General features: G+C 64.8%; 18 protein-coding genes. 15 read left to right on the forward strand and 3 right to left on the reverse strand.

The genetic code is table 11. The features are described from left to right. Positions 1-19: 19 nt before the first annotated feature. Together C3F42_RS23680 and C3F42_RS23685 are read right to left on the reverse strand one after the other, a co-directional pair. Positions 20-433 (reverse strand): DUF4398 domain-containing protein, encoded by a 414-nt coding sequence (locus C3F42_RS23680; RefSeq protein WP_023630101.1) that lies wholly within the window; start codon positions 431-433, stop codon positions 20-22. A gap of 255 nt (positions 434-688) precedes the next feature. Next, positions 689-1,033 carry a hypothetical protein gene (locus C3F42_RS23685; protein WP_023630100.1) on the reverse strand — a complete coding sequence of 115 codons (345 nt, stop codon included), beginning with the start codon at positions 1,031-1,033 and terminating at the stop codon, positions 689-691. A gap of 143 nt (positions 1,034-1,176) precedes the next feature. On the opposite strand from C3F42_RS23685, the gene ppc reads away from it, so the two are divergent. The 7 genes from ppc (at position 1,177) to C3F42_RS23720 (ending at position 8,322) form a co-directional block, all read left to right on the forward strand. Beyond that, on the forward strand, positions 1,177-3,804 hold the full coding sequence (ppc, locus tag C3F42_RS23690; RefSeq protein ID WP_104444984.1) for a phosphoenolpyruvate carboxylase: 2,628 nt from the start codon (positions 1,177-1,179) through the stop codon (positions 3,802-3,804). Positions 3,805-4,062: 258 nt separating this feature from the next. Continuing rightward, positions 4,063-4,713: an adenylate kinase gene (gene adk / locus C3F42_RS23695; protein WP_023632584.1), complete on the forward strand. Its 651-nt coding sequence runs from the start codon at positions 4,063-4,065 to the stop codon at positions 4,711-4,713. 88 nt (positions 4,714-4,801) lie between these two features. Then, the gene (tsaB, locus tag C3F42_RS23700; protein WP_094012414.1) at positions 4,802-5,476 is read left to right on the forward strand and encodes a tRNA (adenosine(37)-N6)-threonylcarbamoyltransferase complex dimerization subunit type 1 TsaB; all 675 of its coding nucleotides are present in this window, start codon (positions 4,802-4,804) and stop codon (positions 5,474-5,476) included. Positions 5,477-5,608: 132 nt separating this feature from the next. Then, positions 5,609-5,899: a hypothetical protein gene (locus C3F42_RS23705; protein WP_038707592.1), complete on the forward strand. Its 291-nt coding sequence runs from the start codon at positions 5,609-5,611 to the stop codon at positions 5,897-5,899. 3 nt (positions 5,900-5,902) lie between these two features. After that, on the forward strand, positions 5,903-6,772 hold the full coding sequence (locus tag C3F42_RS23710; RefSeq protein WP_094012413.1) for a DUF72 domain-containing protein: 870 nt from the start codon (positions 5,903-5,905) through the stop codon (positions 6,770-6,772). 23 nt (positions 6,773-6,795) lie between these two features. Then, complete coding sequence (locus C3F42_RS23715; protein WP_094012412.1) at positions 6,796-7,626, forward strand: oxaloacetate decarboxylase; 831 nt, start codon at positions 6,796-6,798, stop codon at positions 7,624-7,626. 6 nt (positions 7,627-7,632) lie between these two features. Then, positions 7,633-8,322: an extensin family protein gene (locus tag C3F42_RS23720; protein WP_094012411.1), complete on the forward strand. Its 690-nt coding sequence runs from the start codon at positions 7,633-7,635 to the stop codon at positions 8,320-8,322. A 3-nt stretch (positions 8,323-8,325) separates the two neighbouring features. On the opposite strand, the gene C3F42_RS23725 is transcribed toward C3F42_RS23720, so the two are convergent. Next, a complete protein-coding gene (locus tag C3F42_RS23725) occupies positions 8,326-8,946 on the reverse strand; it encodes an energy transducer TonB (RefSeq protein WP_094012410.1) in 621 nt (206 codons plus the stop codon). Positions 8,947-9,042: 96 nt separating this feature from the next. Here C3F42_RS23725 and C3F42_RS23730 point away from each other — a divergent pair, with 96 nt between their 5' ends. From C3F42_RS23730 to C3F42_RS23765, 8 genes are all read left to right on the forward strand, one after another. After that, entirely contained in the window at positions 9,043-9,825 is a 783-nt protein-coding gene (locus tag C3F42_RS23730; RefSeq protein ID WP_094012409.1) for a class I SAM-dependent methyltransferase, read from the forward strand. 137 nt (positions 9,826-9,962) lie between these two features. Next, positions 9,963-11,058 (forward strand): peptide chain release factor 2 gene (gene prfB, locus C3F42_RS23735; RefSeq protein ID WP_104444985.1). Its coding sequence is split into 2 segments (ribosomal slippage): positions 9,963-10,034 and positions 10,036-11,058, totalling 1,095 coding nucleotides; the frame shifts between segments, so codons are not numbered across the junction. Positions 11,059-11,150: 92 nt separating this feature from the next. Further along, on the forward strand, positions 11,151-12,653 hold the full coding sequence (lysS, locus tag C3F42_RS23740) for a lysine--tRNA ligase (protein ID WP_023630948.1): 1,503 nt from the start codon (positions 11,151-11,153) through the stop codon (positions 12,651-12,653). A gap of 130 nt (positions 12,654-12,783) precedes the next feature. Further along, complete coding sequence (locus C3F42_RS23745; RefSeq protein ID WP_046854423.1) at positions 12,784-13,488, forward strand: TetR/AcrR family transcriptional regulator; 705 nt, start codon at positions 12,784-12,786, stop codon at positions 13,486-13,488. 29 nt (positions 13,489-13,517) lie between these two features. Next, positions 13,518-14,066 (forward strand): hypothetical protein, encoded by a 549-nt coding sequence (locus tag C3F42_RS23750; RefSeq protein ID WP_094012408.1) that lies wholly within the window; start codon positions 13,518-13,520, stop codon positions 14,064-14,066. Between the two features lie 78 nt (positions 14,067-14,144). Continuing rightward, a complete protein-coding gene (locus C3F42_RS23755) occupies positions 14,145-15,422 on the forward strand; it encodes a flavohemoglobin expression-modulating QEGLA motif protein (RefSeq protein ID WP_023632436.1) in 1,278 nt (425 codons plus the stop codon). Further along, on the forward strand, positions 15,394-16,317 hold the full coding sequence (locus tag C3F42_RS23760) for an alpha/beta hydrolase (protein WP_023632435.1): 924 nt from the start codon (positions 15,394-15,396) through the stop codon (positions 16,315-16,317). Before C3F42_RS23755 ends, C3F42_RS23760 begins: the two co-directional genes overlap by 29 nt. After that, positions 16,314-16,643, forward strand: a complete 330-nt coding sequence (locus tag C3F42_RS23765; RefSeq protein ID WP_094012407.1) for a hypothetical protein — start codon at positions 16,314-16,316, stop codon at positions 16,641-16,643. The genes C3F42_RS23760 and C3F42_RS23765 overlap by 4 nt, the downstream gene beginning before the upstream one ends. Positions 16,644-16,676 lie beyond the last annotated feature (33 nt).

Genomic DNA, 16,676 nt, shown 5'->3' on the forward strand with positions numbered 1-16,676 from the left:
CAGTGGAAGCTGAGCAGGCTTATTCAGCGCTGCGCAGGCCTTCCTCACGTACGTCCTGGACACCCTGGCGAGCATCCTGCACGGCCTTCTGGGCCTTGGCTGCCTGGGCTTTGCGCTCGGCAAGGCGAGCGTCCCATTCGGCTTGCTCGGCCAGCAGCTTGGCCTCGTCATACTTCTTGTCGTGCATGGCGATTTCGGCTTTCTTGAACTTGTCCTGGGCAGCCTTCATCTCCACTGCTGCGAACTCGGTGCCACCGGCACTGACCGCCGAGTTGACCGCCGATTGGGTCACGGCGTATTGCTCGGTAGGCGGCTTGCCCGCGCAGCCGGCCAGCACCAGGCTGCTGCCCAGGGCCAGCGCGGCCAGCTTGAGCCCGCGCAGATGAGTGGAGGAAGGTTGTGCGATGCGGGTCTTCATGGTGGTCAACTCCATTGGGTCACTCCTGTTAAACGACGATGCCACGCCGTGACAATCGCTGTTCCCCTGTTGCCAGTGTCGGGCGCAAAGGCCCGTGTTTACAGGGTTTTGCCGTGATGGCTATTGGCTGTGACCGGAGTGTTTTTTGAATAGTTCAGAAAAATTTGCACGCTAAAGGTATTTTTTTCTGACTAATCAGTCAGCGGTTTTCGCCTGGAACTTCCGCTGTAAATGACGGTATGCCGGGCAGTGCCCGGCACCCGAAGTGGCTCAGTGCGAGGGGTCTTTATGCACACGGCCAAGGGCTTGCAGATGGCGCCTGGAGAGAGCCAGAAAGCGCGGAGTAGGGCCGATGTCCTCGTACAGCGGGTCACCTTCCTCGTCGGTGGCAATCACTTGCTGGCCCTTGACGTAGGGGAAGCTGGCCTCCAGCTCTTCCAGTGCCGCCGCCACCAACTCGCCCAAGAGCTCCTCGGGGCTACGCTTGGGATACATGTCGATCAGCGCGGCCAGACGCGCTTCTGCTTCCATGTCCAGGTGCAGGACATGGCCGGTGGGGCTCAGGCGGCCGGCGGCGTTTTGTTCCCAGTGCTGGGCGAGTTGGCGAATTTTCATGATGACCTCTGTCAAAGCCTGGAGTGGCATTGCTTCGAATGATCTGTGTTCACTTTAGTTGCTTTGGCAGCATGCGCCTTGCCAGGAATGGTCGCGAGTGGGCACTCTTGGGCGCATGCGGTTTCCTGGAGTGGAGAAGGCTGATGAGTGATATCGATCTGCGCTTGCGCGAGGATGTGCACCTTTTAGGAGAACTGCTTGGCGAGACTATCCGCCAGCAGCATGGCGAGGCATTCCTGCAGAAGATCGAGGATATCCGCCACAGCGCCAAGGCCGACCGCCGTGGAGCGGGCGAGCAACTGAGCTCGACCCTGGGCGACCTGGCCGAGCAAGACCTGCTGCCGGTGGCGCGGGCGTTCAACCAGTTCCTCAACCTGGCCAACATCGCCGAGCAGTACCAGCTGATCCGCCGCCGTGACGCTGGCCAACCCGAACCGTTCGAGGCGCGGGTGCTCCCCGAGTTGCTGGCGCGCCTGAAGGCCGCTGGCCATGGCAACGATGAGCTGGCCAGGCAACTGGGCAAGTTGAACATCGAACTGGTGCTCACCGCGCACCCCACCGAGGTGGCGCGCCGCACCTTGATCCAAAAGTACGACGCCATTGCCGCGCAGCTGGCCGCGCAGGATCACCGCGATCTGATCCCGGCCGAGCGCCAGCAGGTGCGCGAACGCCTGCGCCGGCTGATCGCCGAATCCTGGCACACCGAGGAAATCCGCAGGACCCGGCCCACACCGGTGGACGAGGCCAAGTGGGGCTTCGCCGTGATCGAGCACTCATTGTGGCAGGCTGTGCCCAGCCACCTGCGCAAGGTCGATGCGGCTCTGTTCGAGGCGACTGGCCTGCACCTGCCGCTGGAGGCGGCGCCGATTCGCTTCGCCTCGTGGATGGGCGGTGATCGTGACGGCAATCCCAATGTCACGGCGGCGGTAACCCGCGAAGTGCTCTTGCTGGCGCGCTGGATGGCCGCCGACCTGTTCCTGCGCGATATCGACTACCTGGCCGCCGAGCTGTCCATGCAGCAGGCCAGCGCCGCGCTCAAGGAAAAGGTCGGGGACAGCGCCGAACCATACCGGGCGCTGCTCAAGCAGTTGCGCGACCGCCTGCGTGCCACCCGCGCCTGGGCCCACGCCTCGTTGGCCGCGACGCAGCCGGCCAGCGCGGCGGTGCTGGTGGACAATCGCGACCTCATCGCGCCGCTGGAGCTGTGCTACCAGTCGCTGCATGAGTGTGGCATGGGCGTGATCGCCGACGGCCCGTTGCTCGACTGCCTGCGCCGGGCGGTGACTTTCGGTCTGTTCCTGGTGCGCCTGGACGTACGTCAGGACGCTGCCCGCCATCGCGACGCGCTGTCGGAAATCACCGACTACCTCGGCCTGGGCCGCTACGCCGAGTGGGACGAAGAGCGACGCATCACCTTCCTCCAGACCGAACTGAAGAACCGCCGCCCCCTGCTGCCGGCGTATTTCCAGCCCCAGACCGATACCGCCGAAGTACTCGCCACCTGCCGCGAAATCGCTGCGGCCCCGGCGGCGTCGCTGGGGTCGTACGTGATTTCCATGGCCGGCGCGGCGTCCGATGTACTGGCGGTGCAGCTGTTGCTCAAGGAGGCCGGGCTGACCCGGCCGATGCGCGTGGTACCCCTGTTCGAGACCCTGGCCGACCTTGACAACGCAGGCCCGGTCATGGAGCGCCTGCTCGGGCTCCCCGGCTATCGTGCCGGCCTGCACGGCCCGCAGGAGGTGATGATCGGCTATTCCGACTCGGCCAAGGATGCCGGCACCACGGCGGCGGCATGGGCCCAGTACCGCGCCCAGGAAAACCTGGTACGTATCTGCCGTGAGCACCAGGTAGAGTTGCTGCTGTTCCATGGTCGCGGTGGCACGGTCGGGCGTGGCGGCGGCCCAGCCCACGCGGCGATCCTGTCGCAGCCGCCGGGGTCGGTGGGTGGCCGTTTCCGCACCACCGAACAGGGCGAGATGATCCGCTTCAAGTTCGGTCTGCCGGGCATCGCCGAACAGAACCTCAATCTCTACCTGGCCGCGGTGCTGGAGGCGACCCTGTTGCCACCGCCGCCGCCTGAGCCGGCCTGGCGCGTACTGATGGACCAGCTGGCCGCCGACGGGGTCAAGGCCTACCGGGCCGTGGTGCGCGAAAATCCGGACTTCGTCGAGTACTTCCGTCAGTCCACCCCCGAGCAGGAGCTTGGCCGCCTGCCGCTGGGCAGTCGCCCGGCCAAGCGCCGCGCCGGCGGCATCGAAAGCCTGAGGGCGATCCCTTGGATCTTCGGCTGGACCCAGACACGGCTGATGCTGCCGGCCTGGCTCGGCTGGGAGACCGCGCTGAGCAATGCCCTGGCACGCGGGCAGGGGGCGCTGCTGGCGCAGATGCGCGAACAATGGCCGTTCTTCCGTACCCGCATCGACATGCTGGAGATGGTCCTGGCCAAGGCCGATGCGCAGATCGCCGAGGCCTACGACGAACGTCTGGTGCAACCCGAACTGCTGCCGTTGGGCGCGCACCTGCGCGACCTATTGTCGCAGTCGTGCCAGGTGGTACTGGGTCTGACCGGGCAGTCGGTGCTACTGGCGCACAGCCCGGAAACCTTGGAATTCATCCGCCTGCGCAACACCTACCTGGACCCGCTGCACCGCCTGCAGGCCGAGTTGCTGGCACGCTCGCGCAGCCGCGAAGCCGCTCTGGACAGCCCGTTGGAGCAGGCCTTGCTGGTGACCGTGGCCGGGATCGCGGCTGGGTTGCGCAACACCGGTTGAGTTCAGCCCAGTCCGGGCGTGGTGAGGGCCGCGCTGGATCGTGATCGGTCCTCGCGCGGCCGGTTGCGCCTGGCGCAACCTGTCCTCTGGCAGGCTACAAGTGGCGCGTTCCTGCCACTTTGGGACGCTTGTCGGGGGGGCGGGTGCTGTGTATCTTGAGCAGCCTTTTGACCGATTTTGCGGTCTCGACCGATTTTTCCGGAATTGGCCTTGTGCGCCGAATCCGTTGATTTGCATAAAAAATATGAGGAGCACAAGATGCGCGTAATTCTGCTGGGAGCTCCCGGGGCCGGTAAAGGTACTCAGGCAAAGTTCATCACCGAGAAGTTCGGTATTCCCCAGATCTCCACCGGTGACATGCTGCGTGCCGCCGTCAAGGCCGGTACCCCACTGGGCCTGGAGCTGAAAAAGGTCATGGATGCCGGCCAGCTGGTCTCCGACGAGCTGATCATCAGCCTGGTCAAGGAGCGCATCGCGCAGGCTGACTGCGCCAACGGCTGCCTGTTCGACGGCTTCCCGCGCACCATCCCGCAGGCTGAAGCCATGGTCGCCGCTGGCGTCGACATCGACGCAGTGGTCGAAATCGCCGTGGACGACGAAGAAATCGTCGGCCGCATGGCTGGCCGCCGCGTGCACCTGGCATCCGGCCGCACCTACCACATCCAGTACAATCCGCCGAAGGTGGAAGGCAAGGACGACGTCACCGGCGAAGACCTGATCCAGCGCGATGACGACAAGGAAGAAACCGTGCGTCACCGCCTGTCGGTCTACCACAGCCAGACCAAGCCGCTGGTGGACTTCTACCAGAAGCTGTCGGCCGCCAACGCCGGCAAACCGAAGTACAGCCACATCGAGGGCGTCGGTTCGGTCGAATCGATCACTGCCAAGGTGCTGGCAGCCCTGAGCTGATCCATCACCGTGTGTCACGACGGCCCGCTTGCGGGCCGTTGTCGTTTATACTGCCGCTCTTTTCCCTGTTGCCTGGATACCTTGCTCGATGACCACCTTGCTGGCCCTGGATACCGCTACCGAAGCCTGTTCCGTCGCCCTGCTGCATGACGGCAAGGTGACCAGCCATTACGAGGTGATCCCGCGCATGCACGCGCAGAAGCTGCTTCCGATGATCAAGCAGTTGCTGGCCGAATCGGGCGTGGCGCTGAGCGCGCTGGATGCCATCGCCTTCGGCCGTGGCCCGGGCGCCTTCACCGGCGTGCGTATCGCCATCGGCGTGGTCCAGGGCCTGGCTTTCGCCTTGGAGCGCCCAGTGCTGCCGACATCCAACCTGGCGGCCTTGGCTCAGGGCGCCTTGCGTGAGCGTGGCGTGCAGCAGGTGGCCGCGGCCATCGATGCGCGCATGGACGAGGTGTACTGGGGTTGCTACCGCGCCGAACAGGGCGAGATGCGTCTGGTCGGCCACGAGGCGGTACTGCCACCGGAGGGTGTGGCCCTGCCACAAGGCGCGGGCGAGGCATGGTTCGGTGCCGGTACCGGCTGGGGCTACGCCGAGCGCCTGGCCGTGCAGGTATCTGCCATCGATGCGGGTGCGTTGCCCAGCGCCCTGGATATCCTCTCCCTGGCCGGCTTCGCCTGGGCACGGGGCGAGGCGGTGGTCGCCGAGCAGGCGCAACCGGTCTACTTGCGCGATAATGTGGCTACGCCCAAGGCGCGTTGAAGGCATTTCGTCGGCTATCGCCGTTCACGATAAAACCTTTTGCGCGAACTGTGGTCCAGTTATCAGTTCGGGCATTAGCGAAGGATTCCTGATGCTGCTAAATTGCCATCATTGATCCTGAGTGCCTTTGTCATGCGTATCGACGGCTTCTCCTCACAGAGCTACCCCATCAAGCGTGCGCCACGCAAGGCGCCGGCGCGTGACGAAGCCATCGATGAAGCCGATGCCGAGATCATCGAGGACATCGACGCGCAGATCAGCCGCGCCAGCCGTCGCGGCGAGAACCTGCCGGCCCGCCAGCAGGACCTGATCTTCCCCCGCGCCCGCAACCGCCGTACCTCCACCGCCCTGGCCAGCTACCTGACCACCGCCGGCTTCACCGACTGGGAGATGGAAGTGCTGGGGCTGGACCTGTACATTTGATGGATGACGCCATCATCTCTGCCTTATTTCCTCGGTTGCCCGTCCTGGGCTGAAAACGCCTGGCGCGATTACCTCTATCCCGCCGACGCCCGTAGCGGCGAGTTCCTCGGGCTCTACAGCCAGGTATTCAACGCCGTTGAAGGCAATACCACCTTCTATGCCCGTCCCGCGCCGGCGACCGTCGAGCGTTGGGCGCAGATCATGCCGTCGGGGTTTCGCTTCACCGCCAAGTTTCCCGGCGATGTGAGCCATGCCGGCGACCTGCGTGAACAACTCGATGCGGCCGTCGACTTCACTCGGCTGATGGCTCCCCTGGGTGAGCGCGTGGCGCCGTATTGGCTGCAGTTGCCGGCAATGTTCGGCCCGTCGCGGCTGGGCGAGCTGGCGCATTTCCTTGATGAGATCGGTGTGGCGGTAGCGGTTGAGGTGCGCAACGACGCCTTCTTCGCCCGGGGCGAGGAGGAGCGTCAGCTCAATCGCCTGCTGCATGAACGTGGAGTCGAGCGTATCTGCCTGGATCCGCGTGCGTTGTTCAGTTGCACCTCGCGCGAGCCCGCGGTGCTCCATGCCCAGGCTAAGAAGCCCAAGGTGCCGCCGCGGCCAGCGGCCTTCAGCCAGTCTCCGCAGGTGCGCTTCATCGGCCATCCGCAGCTCGAGGCCAACGAGACCTTCCTCACCCCATGGATCGACAAGGTCGCTGCATGGATTGAAGAGGGCCGCAGCCCCTACGTGTTCCTGCATACCTCCGACAATCGCCTGGCGGCGGCGCTGGCCCAGCGTTTTCACCAGCGGCTGATGGCTCGCCTGCCGGGCCTTGCAGCGCTGCCTGAATTGCCCCGCGCCCCTGAGGTCGAACAACTGGGGTTACTTTGATCTGACTGCCGGGAGGTTGAACCATGGATGTGCAAACCCTGCGAGCCGAAGCTTTCAAGGCGCTCCACGAGCGAGATGGCGCGTTCGTCATCCCCAACCCGTGGGACGCCGGCTCCGCCAGGCTGTTGGCCAGCCTGGGATACGAAGCGCTGGCCACGACCAGCGCGGGGCTGGCGTTCAGCCTGGGGCGGCCGGATGCCGAGGGCGCGCTGACGCTCGAGGAAACCCTGGGCAACGCCCAGGCGATCGTCGATGCCACGCCATTGCCGGTGGCGGCGGACCTGGAAAACGGCTTCGGCGAATTGCCCGAAGACTGCGCACAGAGCATTCTGCGCGCCGCCGAGGTGGGGTTGGTGGGCGGTTCGATCGAAGATGCCAGCGGTCGCGCCGAAGTGCCGATCTACGACTTCGACCTGTCCGTGGCGCGTGTACGCGCCGCCGTGCAGGCTGCCCGCGGCCTGCCGTTCCCCTTCACCCTTTGCGCGCGCGCCGAGAACCTGCTGCACGGGCGTCTCGACCTGGATGACACCATTCGCAGGCTGCAAGCCTATGCCGAGGCCGGCGCCGATGTGCTGTATGCCCCGGGGCTGCGCAGCGTCGATGAGATCCGTGCGGTGGTGCAGGCCGTGGCGCCAAGGCCGGTGAACGTGCTGATGGGCATGGCGGGCGTACCCTTGAGCGTGAACCAGTTGCAAGACCTGGGCGTCAAGCGCATCAGTGTCGGCTCATCGCTGGCGCGTGCCGCCCTGGGCGCTTTGCAGCGGGCCGCGCTGGAGATCCATGAGCAGGGCACTTTCAGTTATGGCGAGCAGGCTTTGCCATTCGCTCAGCTCAATGACCTTTTCCGTCGCTGAGGCTGCATGGGCAAAACGTTGACCGTACTGGCCAGCCTGCTGCTGGCCGTGCTTGTTGCCTGGTGGCTCGGTTTGCGCCCGGCGGATGCCTGGAACCCATGGGCGGTGCTGGATGTGCGGCAGCCGCCGAACCTGCTGACACCCTACAAGCTGTCGCGCCTGCGCGCCGACCCCGAGCTGTGCCGCCAGGCCTTGCAGACTTCATCATTGCGCTATCGGCCGCAAAGCGACAGCCCGGCGGCGGCCAACTGCCCGTTGCGCAACGTCTGGCGCATCGAAGGCGGGCAGGCGCGGCTCAGCAGCAGCTTCCTCGCCAGCTGCCCGCTGGCCGTGGCCTATGCGCTGTTCGAAGTGCATGGGTTGCAACCGGCTGCGCAGCGGGTGTTCGGCCAGCCAGTGACCCAGGTCGATCACCTGGGCAGCTTTGCCTGCCGCAACGTCTACCACCGCAAGCAAGGTCGGCTCAGCCAGCATGCCAGCGCCAATGCCCTGGATATCAGTGGTTTTCGCCTGCAGGACGGCCAGCGCATCGTGCTGGCGCGGGACTGGCAGGGAGATGGGCGCAAGGCGGACTTCCTGCGCCAGGTGCAGGAGGCGGCGTGCGCAAGTTTCAGCACGGTGCTGGGGCCGGAGTACAACGCCGCCCATCACAATCACTTCCATGCGGACATGGGTTTCTGGCAGATCTGCCGCTGAGGTTCAGGCGTGCAGGCGCACGTTGTTCAGCACAACCGGGCGCGCCCAGTGGATATCGAATTCCAGGTCGTTCTGCTGTTTGGCCAGCGTGCTGTCGTCGAAGGGCTCGGGCGCAGGGTCGAGCAGGCCGGTCTCGAACTCGGCGATGGGCAGGAACAGCGGGCGTGGCGTTGGGCCAGGGCCGGGCTCGGCGATGGGGTGGCCCTGGCTCATGACCACTGGACGCACCCAGCTGTTGTCGATGTCGAGCTGGCGTTGCTGCTCGATCAACTCGACGGTGTCGAAGGGCTCGGGGGCAGGTGGCAGCAGTTTGGCCTCGAGTTCCGCCTTGGGCAGGAACAGCGGCTCGGGTGGTGCCACCTCGGTGTCGTGAACCGGCAGGGCGCGCTGGGCATCGATCAGGGCCAGGGCGCGGGCGCCGCCGATCGGTTCGCCGCTCTCCTGGTCGCACTGCATCAGCGCCTGGCTGAAACCGTCGACTTCGCCTTTTTGTTGCTCTGCCATGGCGCGGGCAAAGAAATCCTGCCACAGGTGGCTGACGCCACCCAGTGCCTGGGTATTCTGTCGACCGTAGTTGCCGACGGGCGACAAGTAGGTCAAGCCAATGGGAAGAGTGTCTGTCATGGCAGTCGCGGGCGTTGTGCTCTGGCAGAATAGCGGGATATTGCCTGTATCGGCTCTGGCCGGGGTTACATTAATTTTTTTCGAGTGCGCGAATCGATGTTAGAGCAACAACAGGCGGCGGGTATCAGGGTCGAGGCGTTGGCCGCGCAATTCCAGGCGCAGGCCGAAGCATGGGCGCAGCGACTGGGCTTGCCGCTGGTTGACGAGGCGGCGGAGTTTGCCGTGCAGCTGGGCGCCGAGGGCCTGCAGATCCAGCAACTGGGGCCGCAGGCGCCCGGGCCTGTGCGGGTGGATTTCGTCGAGGGGCAGGCGGCGCATCGACGGCTGTACGGCGGTGGCAACGGGCAGATGATCGCCAAGGCGGTCGGTATCGCCCAAGGCGTGCGGCCGCGGGTGCTCGATGCCACGGCGGGGCTGGGCAAGGACGCGTTCGTGCTGGCCAGCCTGGGCTGCGAGATGACCCTGATCGAGCGCCAGCCATTGATTGCCGCGCTGCTGGAGGACGGTTTGGCGCGGGCGCGGGGGGATGCCGAAATCGGCCCGATCGTCGCGCGCATGCAACTGCTGACAGGCAATGCCATCGAGCGCATGCGTGCGTGGGAGAGGGAGGCGCCGCAGGTGATCTACCTCGATCCGATGTTCCCGCATCGCGACAAGAGCGCGCTGGTGAAGAAGGAGATGCGGGTGTTCAGGCCGCTGGTCGGCGATGACCTCGATGCACCTGCCCTGCTCGAGGCCGCCCTGGCGCTGGCCACCCACCGGGTGGTGGTCAAGCGGCCGCGCAAGGCGCCGATCATCGAGGGAGGCAAGCCGAGTCACAGTCTCGAGGGGAAATCGAGCCGGTACGATATCTATCCCAAGAAGGCGCTGAAGGGGTGAATGTCGGTCGTTGACTCAATCTGTGGGTTGTGGCGACCCCTGCGCCCGGCGATACCGCCCGGCGGGTCTGCCGCGGTGGCGCAGACTCGGTTATACTCGCGGGCTTTTCACCGAATTCGCACGAGAGCTGCCCGCCCATGGAAATCCAACCGATCCTGAACACCATCAAGGACCTCACCGAGCGTTCCCAGTCTATTCGGGGGTATCTTTGACTACGATCACAAACATGATCGTCTGGTCGAAGTAAACCGCGAGCTGGAAGACGCCGCAGTCTGGAACAAGCCCGAGTATGCCCAGGCCTTGGGCCGTGAGCGCGCGATGCTGGCACAGGTGGTCGAGACCCTCGATAAACTGGCCAACGGTCTGTCCGACTGCAAGGACCTGCTCGACATGGCTGTCGAAGAGGGCGATGAAGGCGCTGTCGGCGATGTCGAGACCGAGCTGCAAGGGCTCGAGGAATCCCTCGCCCAGCTCGAGTTCCGTCGCATGTTCAGCGGCGAGATGGACATGAACAACGCCTATCTGGATATCCAGGCCGGCTCCGGCGGCACCGAGGCCCAGGACTGGGCCAACATTCTGCTGCGCATGTACCTGCGCTGGGCCGACAAGCGCGGCTTCGACGCCACCATCATCGAACTGTCCGAAGGTGAAGTCGCCGGCATCAAGGGCGCCACCGTGCACATCAAGGGCGAGTACGCCTTCGGCTGGCTGCGCACCGAGATCGGCGTGCACCGCCTGGTGCGCAAGAGCCCGTTCGACTCCGGCGCCCGTCGCCACACCTCGTTCTCGGCGGTGTTCGTCTCGCCCGAGATCGACGACAAGGTCGAGATCGAGATCAACCCGTCCGACCTGCGCATCGACACCTACCGCTCCTCCGGCGCCGGTGGCCAGCACGTCAACACCACCGACTCGGCGGTGCGTATCACCCACGTGCCGACCAACACCGTGGTGGCTTGCCAGAACGAACGTTCCCAGCACGCCAACAAGGACACCGCCATGAAAATGCTGCGGGCCAAGTTGTACGAGCTGGAGATGCAGAAGCGCAATGCCGCCTCGCAGGCGCTGGAAGACAGCAAGTCGGACATCGGCTGGGGTCACCAGATCCGTTCCTACGTGCTCGACGACTCGCGCATCAAGGACCTGCGTACCGGCGTCGAGCGCAGCGACTGCCAGAAGGTCCTGGACGGCGACCTCGACCAGTACCTGGAAGCGAGCCTCAAGCAGGGGCTGTAAGCATCACCGCCGTGGCGGGCCCGTGGGAGCGGGCTTGCCCCGCGATCCCTCACCCGCGAGGGCAACGAACACCTGATGGAAAGAATGACGACATGAGCGACCTCAAGACCGAAGCGCAAGACCTGCAACAGGAAGAAAACACCCTGATCGCGCTGCGCAAGGAAAAACTTGCCGCCGAGCGCGCCAAGGGCAACGCCTTCCCCAACGACTTCCGTCGCGACAGCTACTGCAACGACCTGCAGAAACAGTACGCGGACAAGACCAAGGAAGAGCTGGAAGCCGCCGCCATTCCGGTCAAGGTTGCTGGTCGCATCATGCTCAACCGTGGCTCGTTCATGGTCATCCAGGACATGACCGGCCGCATCCAGGTCTACGTCAACCGCAAGACCCTGCCGGAAGAGACCCTGGCCGCGGTCAAGACCTGGGACCTGGGCGACATCATCAGCGCCGAAGGTACCCTGGCCCGTTCCGGCAAGGGCGACCTGTACGTCGAAATGACCAACGTGCGCCTGCTGACCAAGTCGCTGCGCCCGCTGCCGGACAAGCACCACGGCCTGACCGACACCGAGCAGCGCTACCGCCAGCGCTACGTCGATCTGATGGTCAACGAGGAAACCCGCCACACCTTCCGTGTGCGTTCGCAGGTGATCTCGCACATCCGCAAGTTCCTCATCGAGCGCGACTTCCTCGAAGTGGAAACCCCGATGCTGCAGACCATCCCCGGCGGCGCCGCGGCCAAGCCGTTCGAAACCCACCACAACGCGCTGGACATGGCCATGTTCCTGCGCATCGCCCCGGAGCTGTACCTCAAGCGCCTGGTGGTCGGTGGTTTCGAGAAAGTGTTCGAGATCAACCGCAACTTCCGTAACGAAGGCGTTTCGACTCGTCACAACCCAGAATTCACCATGCTCGAGTTCTACCAGGCCTACGCCGACTACCGCGACAACATGGACCTCACCGAGGAACTGTTCCGCGAGCTGGCGCAGCTGGTGCTGGGCAGCACCGACGTGCCGTACGGCGACAAGGTGTTCCACTTCGGCGAGCCGTTCGTGCGCCTGTCGGTGTTCGACTCGATCCTCAAGTACAACCCGGAACTCACCGCCGCCGACCTGCAGGACGTCGACCGTGCCCGCGAGATCGCCAAGAAGGCTGGCGCCAAGGTGCTCGGCCACGAGGGCTTGGGCAAGCTGCAGGTGATGATTTTCGAAGAGCTGGTCGAGCACAAGCTGGAGCAGCCGCACTTCATCACCGAGTACCCGTTCGAAGTCTCGCCGCTGGCCCGTCGCAACGACGACAACCCGGCCGTGACCGACCGCTTCGAGCTGTTCATCGGTGGCCGCGAGATCGCCAACGCCTACTCCGAGCTCAACGATGCCGAAGACCAGGCCGAGCGCTTCCTGGCCCAGGTGGCCGAAAAGGACGCCGGTGACGACGAAGCCATGCACTACGACGCCGATTTCGTCCGCGCACTGGAGTACGGCATGCCGCCGACCGCCGGTGAAGGCATCGGCATCGACCGCCTGGTGATGCTGCTGACCAACTCGCCGTCGATCCGCGACGTGATCCTGTTCCCGCACATGCGTCCACAGGCCTGAGTGATCTGAACAAGCCGCCTTTCGAGGCGGCTTTTTCTTGCCTGAAACTTTATGTTGTTTCTACGGGCCCCGCGATGAGGCCGGTACAGGCAACCCACTGTTCGTGAGGTAAACCCGAGTGACCCCCGCCATGCCCCACCAGGGCGCCGCCGGCATCGCCACCGCCGTCGCCGAAAGCGTGCAGTACCAAGGCCGCAAGACCGCCCGACAGGGCAGCGAGCAACGCCGCCAGCAGATCCTCGACGCCGCCATGCGCATCGTCGTGCGCGATGGCGTGCGCGGTGTGCGCCACCGCGCCGTGGCCGCCGAGGCCGGCGTGCCGCTGTCGGCCACCACCTACTACTTCAAGGATATACAGGACCTGCTGGCCGACACCTTCGCCCAGTACGTCGAGCGCAGCGCGGCCTACATGGCCAAGCTCTGGACCAACACCGAAGGCGTGCTGCGCCAGTTGCTGGCCCAGGGCGACGGCAGCCACGAGGCACGGGCGCACCTGGCCGATGAAGTGGCGCGCATGCTGGCCGACTACGTGCTGCGCCAACTGAACAACCGCCGCGACTTCCTCATGGCCGAACAGGCCTTCCGCCAGGAGGCGCTGCTGTGCCCGCGCCTGGCCGAGCTGGTGCAGGCTCACGAGCAGATCCTGCTGCATGGCGCGCGCCAGATACTGCAGGTGGTCGGCTCGCGCCAGCCGGAACAGGATGCCCAGATGTTGACGGCGATTATCGAGCAGATGGAATATCAGGGCCTGCTCAAGGATGCGAATGCGCAGGCCGATGAGCAGATGCTCGCTATCCTTGTCCGATACCTGCAGATGGTGCTGGCCTCGGCCTGAGTGGCGAACGATTTTTCAAGGAGAACCTGATGAAAGCCTGGCGTGTGGTGTTGTTGACCTTATCATTCCTCCTGCTGGGCGGTTGTCTGGTGACCTTCGACGAACCGCTGCCGGCCAACCAGCCAGCGCCTAAGGCCCTACTCGGGCAGTGGAGCAGCAAGGACGCCTGGGGCCAGCCGCTCAAGCTGAGTATCAGCCGTGCCGGTGGCAACACCTACAAGGCAGTGGCCCGTGCCCAGGGCAAGGCGCCCGAGGAATACGTCTTCACCGTGGCCCGGCACGGCAACCGCTGGTACCTGTCGGCGGGCGTGCCCAAGCGGCTGGGTGGCAACTTCCTGATCGGCGGCTTCGAGGTAATCGACGGCAAGCAACTGGTGGTCTACAACCTCGATGTCGAGCAGGTCCAGCAGGCCGTGGACGAGAAGGAGCTGAGCGGACGCAGCACCCAGGTGCCCGAGGACAATGGCCCCGGCGTGGTGATCGACAGCCCGACGGAGCGTGTGCTGGCTTACCTGGACGACCCGGCCAACTCCGACCTGTTCGTCGAAGTGGCACGCTTCCAGCGTTCCGCCAAATAGCACTGAGCATACCGGCCTCCTCGCGGGGCAAGCCTACTTCCACGCAACGTTGCGACAGGCTTCAACAAGGAGTCCCCGGTGGACGAATACCAGCAAACCATCCGCAGCCTGTCCGATCGCATTGTCGCCACGCAGACCCCGATCCGCGTGCTTGACGCAGTGAAATGGGACGACGGCATCCGCCAGGGCTTCCTCAAGGCCAAGGGCAAGGAGCCGCCTGCGGTGGATCGCGCCTATTACCAGAACCGGCCGTTGTCGTTCGATTCCAGCGCGGTGAAGGCCGAGTTCCAGAGCATCGAGCGCGACATCACCCGGCAGCTGGGCCAGTTCAACCCGGTCGGCCAGATCATGCGGCGCATGTGCAAGGAGTACCGCATGGTGGTGCGTATGCTCGAGGCGCGAGGCACGGAGGATTTCGGCCTGATCTCCCAGGAGCTCTATGGCGCCGCCTCCGATGCCTTCCACGCCGGTGACCCGACCCTGGCCGACCTGGGCCTGATGCTCTCGGACTACCTGAACAACATCGACGGCCGCGGCGACCTGAAGGACGAGCCGAAGAATCTCACCGCCAAGGAAGCGGTGGAGATTCTCCAGCGGCGTTTGAACAAGGTGTTCGGTGAAGCCGAGGAAACAATCCGCGTGTTCGAGTCTGACGGTATCGTCGCCGACGCGGCGGCCGGTGCCGACTACATCAAGGTGCGCGCCGACGCCATGTTCAACAGCCGCGACGTGCGGGCCCTGGAGGTACACGAAGGGTTGGTGCATGTCGGCACCACCCTCAATGGCCTGAACCAGCCGATCTGCACCTTCCTGGCCAAGGGGCCGCCCTCGTCGACGGTGACCCAGGAGGGCCTGGCGATCCTCATGGAAGTGATCGCCTTCGCTTCCTACCCCAGCCGCCTGCGCAAGCTCACCAACCGCACCCGGGCCATCCACATGGTCGAGGAGGGCGCGGACTTCCTGCAGGTCTTCGAGTTCTTCCGTGGCCAGGGCTTCGAGATGGGCCAGAGCTACAGCAACGCCAGCCGCGTCTTCCGTGGCTCGGTGCCCAACGGCCTGCCATTCACCAAGGACTTGTCCTACCTCAAGGGCTTCATCATGGTTTACAACTACATTCAGTTGGCCGTGAAGAAGGGCAAGCTCGAACAGATCCCGTTGTTGTTCTGCGGCAAGACCACCTTGGAAGACATGCGCACCCTGCGCCAACTGGTCGAAGAGGGGTTGGTGGAGCCGCCCAAATACCTGCCGGAACAGTTCCGCGACCTCAACGCGCTGTCGGCGTGGATGTGCTTCTCCAACTTCCTCAACCACCTGAGCCTGGACCGTATTGAAGCCGACTACGCGAACATTCTCTGACGCCTGCCGTCACCTCGCCTTCGGCCTCGGTTTGCTGCTGCTGGGGGGCTGCAGCAGCCTGCTGTTCTACCCCGAGCCGGGCCAGCCGTTCACTCCGGCACAGGCGCATTTGCAGTATCAGGACGTGAGCCTCGCCGCCGCCGACGGCACGCGCCTGCACGCCTGGTGGATCCCGGTGCCGCAGGGGGTCGAGGTCAAGGGCACCGTGCTGCACCTGCATGGCAACGGCGGTAACCTGGCCTGGCATCTAGGTGGCAGCTACTGGCTCCCGAAAGAGGGCTACCAGGTGTTGATGCTTGACTATCGCGGGTATGGGTTGTCCCAGGGCAAACCGACGTTGCCCGAGGTGTATGGCGACATCGGCGCGGCCCTGGACTGGCTGCACGCCGCTCCCCAGGTGCAAGACAAGCCGCTGGTGCTGCTGGGCCAGAGCCTCGGCGGGGCGATGGCCATTCACTATCTGGCACAGCATCCCGAGCAGCGTCGGCGTTTCAGCGCCTTGGTATTCGACGGTGTGCCGGCCAGCTACCGGGCCGTGGGGCGTTATGCCCTGAGTACCTCGTGGATGACCTGGCCGCTGCAGGTGCCGCTGTCGTGGCTGGTGCCCGATGGCGACAGCGCGATCCACTCGATCGAGCGTCTGGACAGCCCGCCGAAGCTGTTCTTCCACAGCATCGACGACAACCTGGTGCCGCTGGACAACGGCCTGCGCCTCTACCGACATGCACCACCGCCGCGGGTGCTGCAACTGACTCGTGGCGATCATGTGCAGACCTTCGCCGACCCGACCTGGCGCCAGGTGATGCTGCGCTTCCTGGACGATCCCACGCACTTCAACGGCCTGCGTCGGCTGGCCGAAGTACCCAACTATCCTGACGAGAAGAACAAGCAATGAGTGAAGAACGCAACGCCATCCCACTGATCCTGACCGGTGTCGGCAGCATCATCGTGACGGTGGGAGCCCTCTGGTACTACGGTTACCTGCATTTCGCCAAGCCGGAGGACGCCCTGTTGCTGCAGGACTTCACCATGCTCAAGACCATTCCCGGCGAGGACTACAAGCTCTCGCTGACCCCGGCGCCGCAGGTGGCGCAATGTATCGACGGCGTGCTGGTGCTGTTCGATACCGAGCAGAAAGGGCTGACCGGCGTACTGGTGGACAACCGCAAGCGCGCGGTGCGTTGCGCCGGGCAGGAGACGCCGCAGCAGGAGCTGCAGTGACAGGCACCCCAGGCAAGGGGCTCGTCCGCTGCC

Source organism: Pseudomonas sp. PONIH3, assembly GCF_002934345.1.
Taxonomy (GTDB): Bacteria; Pseudomonadota; Gammaproteobacteria; order Pseudomonadales; family Pseudomonadaceae; genus Aquipseudomonas; species Aquipseudomonas soli.